Annotated in this window: 19 protein-coding genes; 14 read left to right on the plus strand and 5 right to left on the minus strand. The window is 60.3% G+C overall.

Annotated features, from left to right (window positions below; translation table 11 throughout):
- Positions 1-74 precede the first annotated feature (74 nt).
- Together ACSSVH_RS17335 and ACSSVH_RS17340 are read right to left on the minus strand one after the other, a co-directional pair.
- A complete protein-coding gene (locus ACSSVH_RS17335) occupies positions 75-677 on the minus strand; it encodes a glutathione S-transferase family protein (RefSeq protein WP_492633541.1) in 603 nt (200 codons plus the stop codon).
- A 10-nt stretch (positions 678-687) separates the two neighbouring features.
- Positions 688-1,854 (minus strand): aminotransferase-like domain-containing protein, encoded by a 1,167-nt coding sequence (locus ACSSVH_RS17340; protein WP_169952810.1) that lies wholly within the window; start codon positions 1,852-1,854, stop codon positions 688-690.
- Positions 1,855-1,935: 81 nt separating this feature from the next.
- On the opposite strand from ACSSVH_RS17340, the gene ACSSVH_RS17345 reads away from it, so the two are divergent.
- The 3 genes from ACSSVH_RS17345 to ACSSVH_RS17355 all read left to right on the plus strand — a co-directional run bounded on the left by ACSSVH_RS17345 (position 1,936) and on the right by ACSSVH_RS17355 (position 4,611).
- Entirely contained in the window at positions 1,936-2,367 is a 432-nt protein-coding gene (locus tag ACSSVH_RS17345) for a MarR family winged helix-turn-helix transcriptional regulator (RefSeq protein ID WP_169952812.1), read from the plus strand.
- Between the two features lie 222 nt (positions 2,368-2,589).
- Entirely contained in the window at positions 2,590-3,921 is a 1,332-nt protein-coding gene (locus tag ACSSVH_RS17350; protein WP_187699240.1) for an NCS2 family permease, read from the plus strand.
- Between the two features lie 63 nt (positions 3,922-3,984).
- Positions 3,985-4,611, plus strand: a complete 627-nt coding sequence (locus tag ACSSVH_RS17355; RefSeq protein WP_169952818.1) for a LysE family translocator — start codon at positions 3,985-3,987, stop codon at positions 4,609-4,611.
- A gap of 156 nt (positions 4,612-4,767) precedes the next feature.
- Here the strand turns inward: ACSSVH_RS17355 and uraH are convergent, their stop codons facing one another.
- Positions 4,768-5,121 (minus strand): hydroxyisourate hydrolase, encoded by a 354-nt coding sequence (gene uraH / locus ACSSVH_RS17360; protein WP_057440709.1) that lies wholly within the window; start codon positions 5,119-5,121, stop codon positions 4,768-4,770.
- Between the two features lie 407 nt (positions 5,122-5,528).
- Between uraH and puuE the strand changes: the two genes are divergently transcribed.
- The 8 genes from puuE (at position 5,529) to ACSSVH_RS17400 (ending at position 12,769) form a co-directional block, all read left to right on the plus strand.
- Positions 5,529-6,455 (plus strand): allantoinase PuuE, encoded by a 927-nt coding sequence (gene puuE / locus ACSSVH_RS17365; protein ID WP_169952820.1) that lies wholly within the window; start codon positions 5,529-5,531, stop codon positions 6,453-6,455.
- A complete protein-coding gene (gene uraD, locus ACSSVH_RS17370; RefSeq protein ID WP_169952822.1) occupies positions 6,452-6,967 on the plus strand; it encodes a 2-oxo-4-hydroxy-4-carboxy-5-ureidoimidazoline decarboxylase in 516 nt (171 codons plus the stop codon). Before puuE ends, uraD begins: the two co-directional genes overlap by 4 nt.
- An 81-nt stretch (positions 6,968-7,048) precedes the next feature.
- Positions 7,049-8,044, plus strand: a complete 996-nt coding sequence (gene alc / locus ACSSVH_RS17375; RefSeq protein WP_170042683.1) for an allantoicase — start codon at positions 7,049-7,051, stop codon at positions 8,042-8,044.
- 120 nt (positions 8,045-8,164) lie between these two features.
- The gene (locus tag ACSSVH_RS17380) at positions 8,165-8,668 is read left to right on the plus strand and encodes an ureidoglycolate lyase (RefSeq protein ID WP_099168728.1); all 504 of its coding nucleotides are present in this window, start codon (positions 8,165-8,167) and stop codon (positions 8,666-8,668) included.
- 51 nt (positions 8,669-8,719) lie between these two features.
- Entirely contained in the window at positions 8,720-10,018 is a 1,299-nt protein-coding gene (locus ACSSVH_RS17385) for a urate hydroxylase PuuD (protein ID WP_169952824.1), read from the plus strand.
- 198 nt (positions 10,019-10,216) lie between these two features.
- Positions 10,217-11,560 (plus strand): nucleobase:cation symporter-2 family protein, encoded by a 1,344-nt coding sequence (locus ACSSVH_RS17390; protein WP_169952825.1) that lies wholly within the window; start codon positions 10,217-10,219, stop codon positions 11,558-11,560.
- 31 nt (positions 11,561-11,591) lie between these two features.
- Positions 11,592-11,960, plus strand: a complete 369-nt coding sequence (locus ACSSVH_RS17395; RefSeq protein WP_169952826.1) for a hypothetical protein — start codon at positions 11,592-11,594, stop codon at positions 11,958-11,960.
- Between the two features lie 23 nt (positions 11,961-11,983).
- Positions 11,984-12,769 (plus strand): outer membrane protein OmpK, encoded by a 786-nt coding sequence (locus ACSSVH_RS17400; RefSeq protein ID WP_169952827.1) that lies wholly within the window; start codon positions 11,984-11,986, stop codon positions 12,767-12,769.
- 109 nt (positions 12,770-12,878) lie between these two features.
- On the opposite strand, the gene ACSSVH_RS17405 is transcribed toward ACSSVH_RS17400, so the two are convergent.
- Positions 12,879-14,033 carry a patatin-like phospholipase family protein gene (locus ACSSVH_RS17405; protein ID WP_492633542.1) on the minus strand — a complete coding sequence of 385 codons (1,155 nt, stop codon included), beginning with the start codon at positions 14,031-14,033 and terminating at the stop codon, positions 12,879-12,881.
- 36 nt (positions 14,034-14,069) lie between these two features.
- Entirely contained in the window at positions 14,070-15,002 is a 933-nt protein-coding gene (locus ACSSVH_RS17410; RefSeq protein WP_169952832.1) for a lipid A biosynthesis lauroyl acyltransferase, read from the minus strand.
- Between the two features lie 117 nt (positions 15,003-15,119).
- Between ACSSVH_RS17410 and minC the strand changes: the two genes are divergently transcribed.
- The 3 genes from minC to minE all read left to right on the plus strand — a co-directional run bounded on the left by minC (position 15,120) and on the right by minE (position 17,129).
- Positions 15,120-15,857 (plus strand): septum site-determining protein MinC, encoded by a 738-nt coding sequence (gene minC / locus ACSSVH_RS17415; protein WP_038447253.1) that lies wholly within the window; start codon positions 15,120-15,122, stop codon positions 15,855-15,857.
- A gap of 201 nt (positions 15,858-16,058) precedes the next feature.
- Entirely contained in the window at positions 16,059-16,871 is an 813-nt protein-coding gene (gene minD, locus ACSSVH_RS17420; protein WP_169952835.1) for a septum site-determining protein MinD, read from the plus strand.
- A gap of 3 nt (positions 16,872-16,874) precedes the next feature.
- The gene (gene minE, locus ACSSVH_RS17425; RefSeq protein WP_169952837.1) at positions 16,875-17,129 is read left to right on the plus strand and encodes a cell division topological specificity factor MinE; all 255 of its coding nucleotides are present in this window, start codon (positions 16,875-16,877) and stop codon (positions 17,127-17,129) included.
- Positions 17,130-17,176 lie beyond the last annotated feature (47 nt).

The following is a 17,176-nucleotide window of genomic DNA, read 5'->3' on the forward strand; positions in this document are numbered from 1 at the left end:
GTGTCAGTCAACTATCCATCAACTGACACGCCGCCATCGCAGGCAAGCCAGCTCCCACAGTGGAATCGCGCCTATCAGTCGAGCATCGGCACATGCCGCGGATGGCTGGCCACGCGGGCAAGCCAGGCTTGTACGGCCGGATAAGGGCTCAGGTCAAAACCACCCTCATGGGCCACGTGGGTGTAGGCATATAGCGCAATATCGGCGATCGAATACTGGTCGCCCACCAGGTATGGCGTGGCTTGCAGCTGTTTCTCCATGACCCGCAGGGCCTTGTAGCCGCCTTTGTGGGTGGTCTTGTATTCCTCCAGCCGATCTTCCGGCAGCCCCAGGTAAAACTGGATAAACCGTGCCACCGCGATGTACGGCTCGTGGCTGTACTGCTCGAAAAACTGCCACTGCAACACTTGGGTACGCAGGCGCGGTTCGCTGGGCAGGAATTCGCTGCCGTCGGCGAGGAAGTTGAGGATCGCGTTGGATTCCCACAGGCAGGTGCCGTCTTCGAGCTCCAGGACCGGGATCTTGCCGTTGGGGTTCTTCGCCAGGAACTCGGCGGTCTGTGTGTCGCCGTTCAAGATATCGACATCCACCCACTCATACGCGATGCCGAGCAGGTTGAGCATCAACTTGACCTTGTAGCAGTTGCCCGAGCGGTAATCGCCATAAACCTTGTACATGAAGCTCCCCTTATGCCGCTTGCGCGCGCTGTGCTTGACGGATCACCGCCGCGAGACGCTTGAGACCTTCGTCCAGGCGCGCCGGGTCGATGTGGCTGAAATTGAGCCGCAGGTGCCCGTGGTGCTGGTCCGGCTCGGCAAAGAACGGTTCACCGGGCATGAACGCCACGTCCTGGTCCAGCGCTTGTGCCAACAAGGTGCGGGTATCCAGGGGCTGTTTCAAGGTCAGCCAGAAGAATAATCCACCCTGGGGCACTTGCCAGTCGGCCAAGTCCTGGAAATGCCGGGTCAGCGCCAGTTGGAACCCATCGCGGCGCTCACGATAAAAACTGCGCAGTTGCCCCAGGTGCTGCTGGTAGCGCTCGGTGCCGATCCACTGCATGGCCTGCCACTGGCCAACGCGGTTGGTGTGCAAGTCCGCCGACTGCTTGAGCTTGAGCAGAGGGGGGAACAGGTCGGGGCTGGCGATCAGATAGCCGACCCGCAATCCCGGGAGCAGGGTTTTGGATACGGTGCCGGTGTAGATCCAACTGGCCTTGCGCAACTGGCTGACAATCGGCCGCGCGCTGCCACCGTCGAAGGTCAGCTCGCGATAGGGCTCGTCTTCGATCAGGGTCACGCCGAACTCATCGAGCAGCGCCGCCACCGCATCGCGCTTGGCTTGGCTATAGCGCACGGCCGAGGGGTTCTGGAAGGTCGGGATCAGGTAGATGAACGCCGGGCGATGACGTTCCAGGCTGCTGCGCAGCGCCGCCAGGTTCGGGCCGTCGGCTTCCAGTTCCACGCTCAGGCAGTCGGCACCGAACAGTTGGAAGATCTGCAAGGCGGCCAGGTAGGTCGGGCCTTCCAGAAGGATCTGCGTGCCTCGGTCGATATACAGCTTGGCCGCCAGGTCCAGGGTTTGCTGCGAACCGCTGACCACCAGGACCTGGCTGGCATCACAGGCCACCCCCAGCGCCCGCGCCTCGGCCGCCAGCAATTCGCGCAATTGCGGCTCGCCTTCGCTCATGCCGTACTGGCCCATGGCAGGCGGCATGCCTTGCCAATCCAGCGCCGGCAGCATGGCTTCGGCTGGCAGGCCACCGGCAAATGACATCACCTGCGGGCGTTGGGCCGCCGCGAGGATCTCACGGATCAAGGAGCTTTTAAGGCGCGAAACACGTTCAGAGAAAGCCATAGGGTCACCGGTAGCAAAGGCTGGGGAAAATACGTCAAACTGGTTGACCGAAATTACGACGCCCCAGGTAGATACGTCAATATGCTTGACCTTAAAAACCAGACCTCGCAGCAAGCCGCCATGGAAGCGTTCTTCTTCGGCTACCAGGCCTTTACCGCCAAGGCCGACGAAATGCTCGAACGCCGGGGCTTGAGCCGGGTGCATCAGCGCATCGTGTTTTTTATCGCCCGCTACCCCGCCTTGAGCGTCAAGCAACTGTTGGAGTTGCTGGGGGTAAGCAAGCAAGCGCTGAATATGCCGCTGCGCCAATTGCAGGAAATGCACCTGGTCGACAGCACGGCCTCGACCACCGACAAACGTAAGCGCCTGCTGCACTTGACCGAAGAAGGCCAGCGCTTCGAACACGCCCTGCGTCGTGAGCAAGTCAAGCTGCTGCAGCGCGCCTTTGCCGAGGCCGGCGAGGACGCCGTGAATGGCTGGCTGGCGGTGAACAAGGCCCTGACCCTGCCCTGAAATTGGCCTTTCATCTTTTTTGCACACATAATCGCAAACATTATTTGCTTTCTTTGTATACAAAAGCATAATTCGCTTCGTGCGAGTTCCTGACCTACTGGTCAACAAAGCCCGCTGGTACCTCAAAGCGCCGCTGCCCACTCATGTGTCCGGCGCTGGAAATAACAATAAAACTCTTGAGGAGTACTTGCTGTGGAAAGCCATAAATCCGACGCCCCGACCCTGGACCTCAGTCCGCCCGACCGTTCAACCACCAAACAGGGCTGGCTGGAGCGCCTGTTCAAACTCAGCTTGCATGGCACCACAGTGAAGACCGAATTGATCGCCGGCCTCACCACATTCATCACCATGGCCTACATCATCTTCGTCAACCCCAACATCATGGCCGACGCCGGCATCGACCACGGCGCCGCCTTTGTCGCGACCTGCATCGCCGCAGCCCTCGGCTGCCTGTTGATGGGCCTGTACGCCAACTGGCCTGTAGGCCTGGCGCCGGGCATGGGTTTGAATGCGTTCTTTACCTACACCGTGGTCGGCACCATGGGCTACACCTGGGAGACCGCGCTGGGTGCGGTATTTATTTCGGGCGTGCTGTTCATGATCCTGACGCTGTCGCGCATCCGCGAATGGCTGCTCAATAGCATCCCGGTGAGCCTGCGCCACGCCATGGGCGCGGGGGTAGGCCTGTTCCTGGGGGTGATCGGCCTGAAAACCGCCGGCATCATCGTTGCCAGCCCCGCAACCCTGATCAAGCTCGGCTCCCTGCATGAACCGGCCCCGCTGTTGGCGGCCGTGTGCTTCCTGCTGATTGCGATCCTCAGCTATCACCGGGTGTTCGGCGCCATCCTGATCAGCATCATCGCCGTCACCCTGGCCGGCTGGGGCCTGGGCCTGGTGCATTACCAGGGCATCGTTGCCGCCCCGCCGAGCCTGGCGCCGACCTGGATGGCGATGGACGTGATGGGTGTGTTCAACGTCAGCATGATCAGCGTGGTGTTCGCCTTCCTGTTTGTGCACATGTTCGACACCGCCGGCACCCTGATGGGCGTCGCCCAGCGCGCAGGCCTGGTGAATGCCGACGGCAAGATCGAAAACCTCTCCCGGGCCTTGAAAGCCGACAGTGCCTCCAGTGTGTTTGGCGCAGTGGTCGGTGTGCCCCCCGTCACCAGTTATGTGGAAAGCGCCGCCGGCGTGGCGGCCGGAGGGCGCACCGGGTTGACGGCCGTGACCGTGGGCGTGCTGTTTGTGGCGGCGATGTTTTTCGCCCCGCTGGCGGGCATGATTCCTGCGTATGCCACGGCCGGTGCGTTGATTTATGTGGCGATGCTGATGATGAGCGGCATGGCCCATATCGAGTGGGACGACGCCACCGACAGCATTCCGGCGATTGTCACGGCAATCATGATGCCTCTGACCTTCTCGGTTGCCGACGGCATCGCCCTGGGCTTTATCACCTACGTGGCGCTCAAGGCCGGCACGGGCAAGTACCAGCAGATTTCTATCAGCCTGTGGGTGCTGTGCGCGATTTTTATCGCCAAGTTTGTGTTCCTGTAACGCGCAAGCTGGCGAAAACCGCCTCACCTGCGGGTGGGGCTTTTGCATGTATGGAGGAATGTAATGAGCGTGGAAACCTGGCTGCTGTTCAGCGGCGCTGCTTTGATCGTGATCCTGATTCCGGGGCCGCTGTCGCTGCTGATGATCAGCAACAGCCTGAACTACGGCCTGCGCCGTTCGTATCCGGCGTTTCTGGGCGGGGTGTTTGCCTCGATCTGCCTGTTGAGCGCCTCGGCCCTGGGCCTGGGCGCACTGTTGCTGGCGTCGGAGCAGTTGTTCAGCGCGCTGAAGATCGTCGGTGCGCTGTACCTGTTCTACCTTGCCTGGCAGAGCTGGCAGCAATCGCGCCTGCCGTCCCAGGGCGCCGTGGTGCCGGAGGCAGCGCCCGTGCCACGTTTTCGTGCACTGTTTGGCCGGGCGTTTGTGCTGGGCGCCAGCAATCCCAAGGACATTCTGTTTTTTGCGGCCTTCCTGCCGCAGTTTCTCAGCAGCCAGCAGCCGTTCCTGCCACAACTGCTGATCATGATCGCCACCTGGACCGTGCTGGACCTGCTGTGCAAGCTGGCCTATGGCCTGGGTGCCCATGGTGCCGCGCGCTACCTGCGCACCGGTAAGGGCCAGAGCTGGTTCAATCGCTTCAGTGCCGGGCTGTTTGGCAGCGCCGGGGCAGCGTCGCTGCTCAAGGGCTAACACACAACCCTGTGGGAGCTGTCGAGCTCCCACAATGGCTCCTCTTGTTCGCTGGCATTGGCTCATGACCCGCCTTTTTGCGGGCAAAAAAAAGCCCGCAGTGTGAGCGGGCGAAACCAACGAAGAGCATTTGGGGGTGTGAAGCCAGGTGACGACTCAGCTACCGCGATAGGTGGAATAGCTGTAGGGCGAAATCAGCAAAGGCACGTGGTAGTGATCCTGTTCGGCGCTGATGCCAAAACGCAGCACCACCACATCCAGGAACGCAGGCTGGGGCAATTGCACGCCACGGGCGCGGTAGTAATCCCCGGCGCTGAATTGCAGCTGATAGACGCCACTGCGGTAGTCATCACCTTGCAGCAGCGGCGCGTCGCAACGGCCATCGCTGTTGGTCAAGGTGCTGGCAACCAGTTCCAGCTGCGCGCCTTCGACGCGGTACAGTTCAACCTTGATGGCGCTGCCTGGGCAGCCGTGCGCGGCGTCCAGTACGTGTGTGGTCAGTCGTCCCATGGATCGGAGCTCCCGTGTCATCGATTAATAAGAGGCCGCACCTTTGTGGGGCACTGAAAAAGCCGGCGATGGCTGATTAAGACACTTTCCAAAAAAATTGTACACAATAAATTCAACAACCACCCTCTCCCCCTGCCGGAGCCGGCTTGCCGACGATGACGGTATATCAGCCGCAGATAGGGCAGCAGCAAGAATGCAATCGCTGGTAAGACGCATCCTACAGGTGAGTTCGCATATTTTAGTTGACCAGTCGGGCAAGTTTCTTGCAAGGATAGGCCGGTGCGACCGTCTGGAAAAAATGCAGAAATACAGGCTTACAAAGTGCCCATTAAGTTGTATACAATCAGCCCATCGCTGTGACGCAACAGCCGCCACACCATCGATCACGAACAAGAAGGAAGACTGCAGTGAGCGCTGACTACCCACGCGACCTGATCGGTTACGGCAGTAACCCTGTGCATCCACACTGGCCAGGCAAGGCGCGTATCGCCCTGTCGTTCGTACTCAATTACGAAGAAGGCGGTGAGCGCAATATCCTGCACGGCGACAAAGAGTCGGAAGCCTTCCTCTCGGAAATGGTCTCGGCCCAGCCGCTGCAAGGCGCACGCAACATGAGCATGGAGTCGCTGTACGAATACGGCAGCCGTGCGGGCGTGTGGCGCATCCTCAAGCTGTTCAAGGAATTCGACATTCCGCTGACCATCTTCGCCGTGGCCATGGCCGCCCAGCGCCACCCCGACGTGATCCGTGCGATGGTCGCCGCCGGCCACGAGATCTGCAGCCACGGCTACCGCTGGATCGACTACCAATACATGGACGAGGCCCAGGAGCGCGAGCATATGCTCGAAGCCATCCGCATCCTCACCGAGCTGACCGGCGAGCGCCCACTGGGCTGGTACACCGGGCGCACCGGCCCCAATACGCGGCGGCTGGTAATGGAGGAAGGTGGCTTCCTCTACGACTGCGACACCTATGACGACGACCTGCCCTACTGGGAACCGAACAACCCGACCGGCAAGCCGCACCTGGTGATCCCCTACACCCTGGACACCAACGACATGCGCTTCACCCAGGTCCAGGGTTTCAACAAGGGCGACGACTTTTTCCAGTACCTCAAAGACGCGTTCGACGTGTTGTATGCCGAAGGGGCCGAGGCGCCGAAGATGCTCTCCATCGGCCTGCATTGCCGCTTGATCGGCCGCCCGGCGCGCCTGGCTGCCCTCAAGCGCTTTATCGAATACGCCAAGGGTCATGACCAGGTGTGGTTCGCCCGCCGTGTCGACATTGCCCGCCACTGGCACGACGTCCACCCTTTCCAGGGAGCCGCCAAATGACTGCTTTCCAGACCTTGAAACCATCGACCCTGAGCCGCGACGAATTCGTCGCAGCCTTCGCCGACATCTACGAACATTCGCCATGGGTGGCCGAAAAGGCCTTCGACCTGGGCCAGGATGCCTCGATCGACCAGATCGAAACCCTGCACCAGCGCATGAGCGACATCCTGTTGAGTGCTGATCATCCAAGCCAACTGGCCCTGATCAACGCTCACCCGGACCTGGCAGGCCGTGCGGCCGTCCAGGGCCAACTCACCCAAGCCAGCACCGATGAGCAAGCTGGCGCGGGGATTCACCAATGCACGGCCGAAGAGTTCTCACGCTTCACCGAGCTGAACGATGCCTACAAGGCCAAGTTCAAGTTTCCCTTCATCATGGCGGTAAAAGGCAGCAACCGGCATCAGATCCTCAAAGCGTTTGAAACGCGCATCCACCACCCGGTCGACACCGAGTTCAAGTGCGCGCTGGCAGAGATCAACAAGATCGCGTTGTTCCGATTACTGACCCTTTAGCAAACCCGGCCCGAGCGAATCGATCAACGCCCAGGGCCTGGCAAGCATCCCAAGCCACTCTATCTAAGGCAGACAAGAAGAATGAAAGCTTACGCCGTACCTTTCGAAAAGTTCGTCAACCTGGCCGACGCCCGCCTGGGCACCAAGATCATCTCAGTGACCGATGACTGGTTCGCCGACGCCAACCGACTGTTCCAGCCGACCCCGGCCGTATGGAAGGAGGGCGTTTTCGATGATAACGGCAAGTGGATGGACGGCTGGGAGTCACGCCGCAAGCGCTTCGAAGGCTTCGACAGCGCGGTGATCCGCCTGGGCGTACCGGGCTCGATCAAGGGCGTGGACATCGACACTTCATTCTTCACCGGCAACTTCCCGCCATCGGCGTCCCTGGAAGGCTGCTTCTTGGCTGCGGGCGAACCCGATGCCAACACTCAGTGGGTTGAAGTGCTGTCTGCCGTTGAGTTGCAGGGCAATAGCCATCACTTCCACGAGATCAATAACGACCAGGCGTTCAGCCACCTGCGCTTCAACATCTACCCGGATGGTGGCGTGGCCCGTCTGCGCGTGTACGGCATTCCGTTCCGCGACTGGTCGGCCGTGGGCGACAACGAACAAGTGGACCTGGCCTCCTCCCTCAATGGCGGGCGTGCGCTGGCCTGTTCCGACGAGCACTTCGGACGCATGGGCAACATCCTCAACCCGGGCCGTGGCATCAACATGGGCGATGGCTGGGAAACCGCCCGTCGTCGCACGCCAGGCAACGATTGGGTGATCGTCGCGCTGGGGCATGCCGGCGAGATCGACAAAGTGGTGGTCGACACCCTGCACTTCAAAGGCAACTACCCGGACACCTGCTCGATCCAGGGCGCGTTCGTCAAGGGCGGTACCGACAGCCAGATCGAGACCCAGTCGCTGTTCTGGCGTGAATTGCTGCCAGCACAGAAGCTGGAAATGCACGCCGAACACACCTTTGCCGAGCAGATCAAGGCACTGGGCCCGATCACCCACATCCGCCTCAACGTATTCCCGGATGGTGGTGTGAGCCGCCTGCGGGTGTTCGGCAAGGTCGCTAAGTAAGCGGTGAACCCAATCGCGGGCAAACCCGCTCCCACATTTGCAATGCATTCCCCTGTGGGAGCGGGCTCGCCCGCGATAGCAATAGACCAGACAACACAGAACTCGGATAAGAAGACAGCCATGCGCACACTGATGATCGAACCCTTGACCAAAGAAGCCTTCGCCCCCTTCGGAGACGTTATCGAAACCGACGGCAGCGATCACTTCATGATCAACAACGGCTCGACCATGCGCTTTCATAAACTGGCGACGGTAGAAACCGCCACGCCAGAAGACCACGCCATCATCAGCATCTTCCGCGCCGACGCGCAGGACATGCCGCTGACCGTGTGCATGCTGGAGAGACACCCGCTGGGCAGCCAGGCCTTTATCCCGCTGCTCGGCAACCCCTTTCTGATCGTGGTCGCGCCCGTTGGCGATGCACCTGTATCAGGCTTGGTCCGCGCCTTCGTCACCAACGGCAGGCAGGGCATTAATTACCATCGCGGCGTCTGGCACCACCCGGTGCTGACGATCGAAAAGCGGGATGACTTCCTGGTGGTTGATCGCAGTGGCACAGGCAATAACTGCGATGAGCATTTTTTCAAAGAGGATGAGCGGTTGATCCTCGCCCCCCACCAATAAGAGAAGGTCCGATCACCCGACAACAAGGGTGACGGGCGAGAGGTAAAGACTGTGGAAGCACATCTGTTGGAATGGCTGAACCTTAGCGTGCGCTGGGTTCATATGATCACTGGCGTGGCCTGGATCGGTGCGTCTTTCTATTTTGTATGGCTGGAAAACAACCTCAACCGCGTCAACCCCAAAAACGGCCTGGCTGGCGATTTATGGGCGATCCACGGTGGCGGCATCTACCACCTGGAAAAATACAAACTGGCCCCGCCGACCATGCCGGACAACCTGCACTGGTTCAAATGGGAAGCCTATTTCACCTGGATGTCAGGCGTCGCGCTGCTCTGCGTGGTGTTCTATCTCAACCCGACGCTCTACCTGCTGGCTCCCGGCAGCAGCCTGAGCGGCACCGAAGGCGTGTTGCTGGGCATTGGCTCACTGTTCGCTGGCTGGTTCATCTACTCCTTTCTCTGCGACTCGGCCCTGGGCAAACGCCCTGCCCTGCTCGGTTTTATCCTGTTCGTCCTGCTGATCGGCGCGGCCTACGGCTTCAGCAAGGTGTTCAGCGGGCGCGGTGCGTACCTGCATGTGGGGGCGATCATCGGCACCATCATGGTCGGTAACGTGTTCCGCATCATCATGCCGGCCCAGCGCGCGCTGGTGGCAGCAATTGCAGAAAACCGCACGCCAGACCCGGCACTGCCGGCCAAGGGCCTGCTGCGTTCACGACACAACAACTACTTCACCCTGCCCGTGCTGTTCATCATGATCAGCAACCACTTCCCCAGCACCTACGGCAGCCAGTACAACTGGTTGATCCTGGCCGGGATCGCGGTGGCGGCGGTGTTGGTGCGGCACTACTTCAACACCCGTCACGACAGCCAGAAATACGCGTGGACCCTGCCGGTCGGCGCCCTGGCGATGATCTGCCTGGCCTATGTCACAGGTCCAAAACCCGTGGCTACCGCACCGGACGTGGCCAAGGCGCCAGCGGCCATCGAGTACCAGCCATTGCCGGAAACGGCGCTGGGTGGCGGCCTCAAGCCAGCAGCCCCCGCCGCGCCAGCACCGGCGGCAGAAGCGGCGCCGGCCCAGGCCTCGACGGATTTCGGCAAGGTCCACAGCGTGATTGAACAACGTTGCACCGTATGCCATTCGGCCAAGCCCACCAGCCCGCTGTTCAGTGCCGCGCCGGCCGGGGTGATGTTCGATACCCCGGCGCAGATCCAGCAGCAGGCGGCGCGCATCCAGGCGCAGGCGGTTGCCAGCCAGATCATGCCGCTGGGCAACATCACCCAGATGACCCAGCAGGAGCGGGAGTTGATTGGTAGTTGGATCAATCAAGGAGCCCGTACCAATTAACTGATTAGCGCAGATCAAACTGTAGGAGCTGGCTTGCCTGCGATAGCGGTGTATCACGCACCGGAAGGGGTGAATGAACCACCGCTATCGCAGGCAAGCCAGCTCCCACATTTGCAATGTGCAGTGTTTTGAAGATTGGGTTTCACCTGGCAATTGACTGCCAAACAACACAAAAATAAAAAAGATCCGAGGTGTTGCATGTCCCAGTTAGAACCGCAGATTCCTGCCGTACCCGCCATGGTGCGGCTGCCCCTTTTGCAACTGATCCTGGTAGGCCTGCAACATGTACTACTGATGTACGGCGGCGCCGTGGCCGTGCCTCTGATCATCGGGCAAGCCGCAGGCTTGAGCCGTGAAGAAATCGCCTTTCTGATCAACGCCGACCTGCTGGTGGCGGGGATCGCCACCATGGTCCAGTCCTTTGGCATCGGCCCGCTGGGCATCCGCATGCCGGTGATGATGGGCGCCAGTTTTGCCGCCGTCGGCAGCATGGTCGCCATGGCGGGCATGCCGGGTATCGGCCTGCAAGGGATCTTCGGCGCGACCATCGCCGCAGGGTTCTTTGGCATGCTCATCGCGCCCTTCATGTCCAAGGTGGTGCGCTTCTTCCCACCGTTGGTGACCGGTACCGTGATCACGGCCATCGGTCTTTCGTTGTTTCCAGTAGCCGTGAACTGGGCAGGCGGCGGCGCCACTGCCGTGCAGTTCGGCTCGCCGATCTACCTGGCCATCGCCGGCCTGGTACTCGCCACCATCTTGCTGATCAACCGGTTCATGCGCGGCTTCTGGGTCAATATCTCGGTATTGATCGGCATGGCCCTGGGCTACGCCTTGTGTGGATTGCTCGGCATGGTCGACCTCGGCGGCCTGGAACAGGCGCCGTGGCTGCAAGTGGTCACGCCTTTGCACTTCGGCATGCCCACGTTCGAATTGGCGCCAATCCTGTCGATGTGCCTGGTGGTGGTGATTATCTTTGTCGAGTCCACCGGCATGTTCCTCGCGCTGGGCAAGATCACCGGCCAGGAAGTCACCCCGAAGATGCTGCGTCGCGGCCTGCTGTGCGATGCCGGCGCGTCGTTCTTTGCCGGGTTCTTCAATACCTTCACCCACTCCTCGTTCGCCCAGAACATCGGCCTGGTGCAAATGACCGGTGTGCGCTGCCGTTCGGTGACGATCATGGCCGGGGCCTTTTTGATTGTCCTGAGCTTGCTGCCCAAGGCGGCGTTTCTGGTGGCCTCGATTCCTCCTGCGGTGCTGGGCGGCGCGGCCATCGCGATGTTCGGCATGGTGGCAGCGACCGGGATCAAGATCCTGCAGGAAGCCGACATTGCCGATCGTCGTAACCAGTTGCTGGTGGCGGTCAGCATCGGCATGGGCCTGATCCCGGTGGTACGCCCGGAGTTCTTCGCCCAGCTGCCCCTGTGGATGAGCCCGATTACCCATAGCGGCATCGCCATGGCCACGCTTAGTGCGTTGTCGCTGAATGTGTTGTTCAACATTCTGGGCGGCTCGGAACGCCCCGCAGTCGCCCATACGCATTGATTCCTTCGTTACTCGAACAGGGAATATCAACATGCACACCACAGACTTGGGGCCGGCCACACGCTGTGCCCCATTCTCGCCCCCTGCGCTCTTTTACAGCGCACTTGAGCACAGGCTCTGGAGCCAGTATTCTCCGCGCCCGCTCGAATCGACTCAAAAAAAAACAGCGAATGTAAAAGCTGACTTAAAGGCCAACTTATCCCGGCCTTATGTCTGCTGCCAAAGTGCGCAAAAGTCCTCTGAACCCGACTGCATACCATGTAGCCGACGGGGATTTTTTGGCTTTTCAAACACTTTGGCGCAGCTCTTGCTAAAAGCATTAAAGCTGACCGAACAGACGATTTTTGCAGCGAACCAAAAGGCGCCACACCAGAGCGCCTGCGTAGAAGAAAAACCATAAAACTTTAGCTCGGGAGCAACCGAATGAAACGTACCGTGAACAGCCTGATGTTGGCCGGATCCCTGCTGGCCGGGGGCCAGGCAATGGCGGGTGACCTGCTGCAGTGGCAGAACAACAGCCTGACTTACCTGTGGGGCAAGAACTTCAAAGTCAACCCAGAGATCCAGCAAACCGTCACCTTTGAACATGCCGATGCGTGGAAGTACGGCGACAACTTCTTCTTCCTCGACCGTATCTTTTACAACGGCAAGGAAGACGGCAATGTCGGCCCTAATACTTACTACGGCGAGTTCAGCCCACGGCTGTCGTTTGGCAAGATCTTCGATAAAGACTTGTCCTTCGGACCGATCAAAGATGTATTACTGGCGTTCACCTACGAGTTCGGCGAAGGCGACAACGAGTCCTACCTGGTAGGCCCGGCATTCGACCTGAACATCCCGGGCTTCGACTACTTCCAGTTGAACTTCTACCAGCGCCAGACCGAAGGCAATCGCCCCGGTGACGGTGTATGGCAGATCACGCCGGTATGGTCGTACACCATTCCCGTGGGCAACTCCGACGTGCTGATCGACGGCTTCATGGACTGGGTGGTGGATAACGACAAAAACGCCCGTGGCACTTATCACGCCAACTTGCACTTCAACCCGCAGGTCAAATATGACTTGGGCAAGGCCATGAACTGGGGCGCCAAGCAGTTGTATGTCGGTTTTGAATACGACTACTGGAAGAACAAGTACGGGATCCAGGACAGCGGCGCGTTCGAGACCAACCAGGATACGGCCAGCCTGTTGGTCAAGTACCACTTCTAAGGCCCAACACGCCCCCCCTGTGGGAGCGGGCTTGCCCGCGATAGCGAAGTGTCAGCCAGCCTAATTATCGGCTCAATCACCGCCATCGCGGGCAAGCCCGCTCCCAGATTCAGTTCGGGGTCAGGCCCAGGAACCGTTGCAACTCCTCGCGCTTGGCCAACGCATCCCGCCGCCCCAACTCGATCAACTCGCTGCAATACCCCGCCTCGAACAACAGATAGCTGAGCACCCCCGCCCCGCTGGTCTTGGTCGCCCCTGGCCCACGCAAAAACAAACGCAGTGCCGCCGGCAGCTCCTGGCGATGGCGGGCGGCGATCTCGTCGATGGGCTGGCTCGGTGCAATCACCAACACTTCGACCGGCGAAAGCCCGCGCGCGGCGCTGTCGGCCGGTTGCAGATGGGCGAACTGGTTGAGGCGCTCCAGCAACTCGATATCACTCTCAAGGCTGTCAATGAACGTGCTGTTGAGCATATGCCCACCGATCTGCGCCAGGGTCGGCTCCTGGCCGGTATAGGTGCGTTGCTGCGGCGCCGAAGGGTCGATGGAGCGCGGGTTGCCACTGACCCCCACCACCAGCACCCGGCTGGCCCCCAGGTGCAACGCCGGGCTGATGGGTGCCGATTGCCGGACGGCGCCATCGCCAAAATATTCCTGGTCGAGTTTGACCGGTGCGAACAGCAACGGGATCGCCGAGCTGGCCAGCAGGTGCTCCACGGTCAACTGCGTGGGCAGGCCAATGCGCCGGTGGCGCAGCCAGGCGTCGATGGTGCCGCCGCCCTGATAGAACGTCACCGCTTGCCCCGACTCATAGCCAAACGCCGTTACCGCGACGGCATGCAGGTGTTTGTTGCGGATGGCCTCGTTGATGCCTTCGAAGTGCAGCTTCTCTTGCAGCAATTCGCGCAAAGGCGAACTGTCGAGCAGCGCCACCGGCACCGGTGCCCCCAGCCCCAGCAGGCTGCGGGCCAGGAAGCGAGTGGCCTGGTGAATCACCCCCGGCCAATCGCTGCGCAACACCAAGTGGCTGCGAAAGCCCTGCCAGAACGCCGTAAGGCGGGCGATGGAGGCGCCAAAATCCATGGCGCCACTGGCCAGGCTCACCGCATTGATCGCCCCGGCCGAGGTGCCGACAATCACCGGAAAAGGATTGGCAGCCCCCGGCGGCAACAATTCGGCAATCGCCGCCAGTACCCCCACCTGATACGCCGCACGCGCCCCACCGCCGGAAAGAATCAAGCCTGTGACCGGTCCAGTTGGGCGCATTGCATAACTCCATGGGCTGCGGGGAAATCCGTTTGTTCAGCGGCGTTTTTCGTACAACTTGGGTTCGCCCGGTGGCCGGCTCTTGAAGCGGCGATGGGCCCACAGGTATTGCTCGGGGCACTCGCGTACCGCGGTTTCCACCCATTGGTTGATGCGCAGGCAATCGACTTCGTCGGATTCGCCGGGGAAGTCGCGCAACGGCGGATGAATCACCATGCGGTAGCCGCTGCCATCGGCCAGGCGCTGCTGGGTAAATGGCACCACCAACGCCTTGCCCAGGCGCGCGAACTTGCTGGTGGCGGTAACGGTAGCGGCCTGGATGCCGAACAACGGCACGAAAATGCTCTGCTTGGCGCCATAGTCCTGGTCCGGCGCGTACCAGATCGCCCGGCCGGCGCGCAGCAGCTTGAGCATGCCGCGCACGTCTTCGCGCTCGACCGCCAGGGAATCAAGGTTGTGGCGCTCGCGGCCCCGGCGCTGGATAAAGTCGAACAACGGGTTGCCGTGCTCACGGTACATGCCATCGATGGTGTGCTTTTGGCCCAGCAAGGCCGCGCCGATCTCCAGGGTGGTGAAATGCAGGGCCATGAGGATCACGCCCTTGCCTTCCAGTTGCGCCTGCTTGAGGTGCTCCAGCCCTTCGACGTGGGCCAGGCGTGCCAGGCGCTGTTTGGACCACCACCAGCTCATGGCCATCTCAAAGAAGGCGATGCCAGTGGAGGCAAAGTTTTCCTTGAGCAAATGTTTACGCTCCTGGGCAGACAGATGCGGGAAGCACAGTTCCAGGTTTCGCGCAGCAATGCGCCGGCGCTCACCGGCCACCCGGTACATAAACGCACCCAGCACACGACCAATTCCCAGCAGCACCCGGTATGGCAACTGAGTGATTAGCCATAGCAGGCCGAGCCCCAGCCACAGGAGCCAGAAACGCGGGTGAAAAAATACAGCTCGAAAACGCGGGCGATCCATTACAGATTCCGGTAAAGACAGGGCCGCGCATTCTACAACGGTTCGACCCGGCTTGCGGCTAGCGGTTGTTCTCGTTATAAGTCTCGACACTTTTCGTGACAAGCCGCTTTGCCGACCATGAGCCAAACCGAATCGCTAGACCAAGATCCCGTCTTCCAGCTCAAAGGCAGCATGCTCGCCATTACTGTGCTGGAACTGGCCCGTAACGACCTTGATGCCCTGGACCGCCAGCTCGCTGCCAAGGTTGCCCTGGCCCCGAATTTCTTCAACAACGCGCCGCTGGTGCTGGCCCTGGACAAATTGCCGGCCGGCCAGGGCGCGGTTGACCTGCCCGGGCTGATGCGTGTTTGCCGCCAGCATGGCCTGCGCACCCTGGCCATTCGCGCCAGCCGTATCGAAGACATTGCGGCAGCCATCGCCATTGAACTGCCAGTACTGCCACCGTCCGGCGCCCGCGAGCGTGTGCTCGACCCGGTGGAAGGCGAAGTGAAGAAAAAACCGGAAAAACCGCCAGAGCCGACGATCAAGCCTACAAGGATCATCACCTCCCCCGTACGCGGCGGGCAGCAGATTTACGCCCAGGGCGGCGACTTGGTAGTGGTCGCCCCGGTCAGTCCCGGCGCGGAACTTCTCGCCGATGGCAACATCCATGTATACGGCCCCATGCGCGGTCGGGCACTGGCTGGGGTCAAGGGCGATACCAAGGCAAGGATTTTCTGCCAACAATTGAGCGCTGAGCTGGTATCCATCGCCGGCCAGTACAAGGTTTCGGAAGATTTGCGCCGTGATCCGCTGTGGGGGGCCGGGGTACAAGTCAGCCTGTCGGGCGATGTGTTGAACATCATCCGTCTTTAACGGATACTGCCGCATTTTCCAAGCATCTCTGGACTCTGATAGCACAGCGAAACCGGCAAGACTTGCGTAGGAATAATTGAAAGTTGGCGTTTCCCCTACGGGAAGCACATCTTTTTCCTACGAAGGCTGTCCGCCTGCAGCGAGTTTCAAGAGATGTTTTTCAGGGACTGAGAGGTCCTTTTTCCTTAGGGGTGAAACACCTTGGCCAAGATTCTCGTGGTTACATCCGGCAAGGGTGGTGTGGGTAAGACCACCACCAGCGCCGCTATCGGTACCGGCCTCGCTCTGCGCGGCCACAAGACAGTCATCGTCGACTTCGACGTCGGTTTGCGTAACCTCGACCTGATCATGGGCTGCGAACGCCGCGTGGTGTACGACTTCGTCAACGTGGTCAACGGCGAAGCAACCCTGCAACAAGCACTGATCAAGGACAAGCGCCTGGAGAACCTTTATGTTCTCGCCGCTAGCCAAACCCGGGACAAGGACGCCTTGACCCTGGAAGGCGTTGAAAAAGTCCTGATGGACCTCAAAGAGCAATTTGAGTTTGTTATCTGCGACTCTCCAGCAGGTATCGAGAAAGGCGCCCAACTGGCCATGCACTTCGCCGATGAAGCGATTGTGGTGACCAACCCCGAGGTGTCGTCGGTACGCGACTCCGACCGCATGATCGGCCTGCTGTCGAGCAAGTCTCGCCGCGCCGAAAAAGGCGAAGACGCAATCAAGGAACACCTGCTCCTGACCCGCTACAACCCCGAGCGCGTCCAGAGCGGCGAAATGCTTGGCGTTGAGGACGTCGAGGAAATCCTCGCCATTCGCTTGCTGGGGGTGATTCCTGAGTCTCAAGCGGTACTGAAAGCTTCAAACCAAGGCGTACCGGTCATTCTTGATGACCAAAGTGATGCCGGCCAAGCCTATAGCGATGCAGTCGATCGCTTGCTGGGCAAAGAAGTTGCCCATCGGTTCCTTGCTGTCGAGAAGAAAGGATTCTTGGCACGCCTGTTTGGAGGCAATTGAACAATGAGTATTTTTGACTTCTTTCGCTCAACCAAAAAACCTAGCACGGCGTCGGTAGCGAAAGAGCGTCTACAGATCATCGTGGCGCACGAACGCGGCCAACGCAGCACCCCGGACTACCTGCCAGCCTTGCAGAAGGAACTGGTGGAGGTGATCCGCAAGTACGTCAATATCGGCAACGATGACGTGCATGTCGCCCTGGAAAACGACGGCAGCTGCTCGATTCTGGAACTCAATATCACCCTGCCTGATCGTTGATCGAACAGGCGGTCGCCACGGCGGCTCCGTCACCTTGATCCCCTTTG

Source organism: Pseudomonas sp. HC1(2025), from assembly GCF_058742075.1.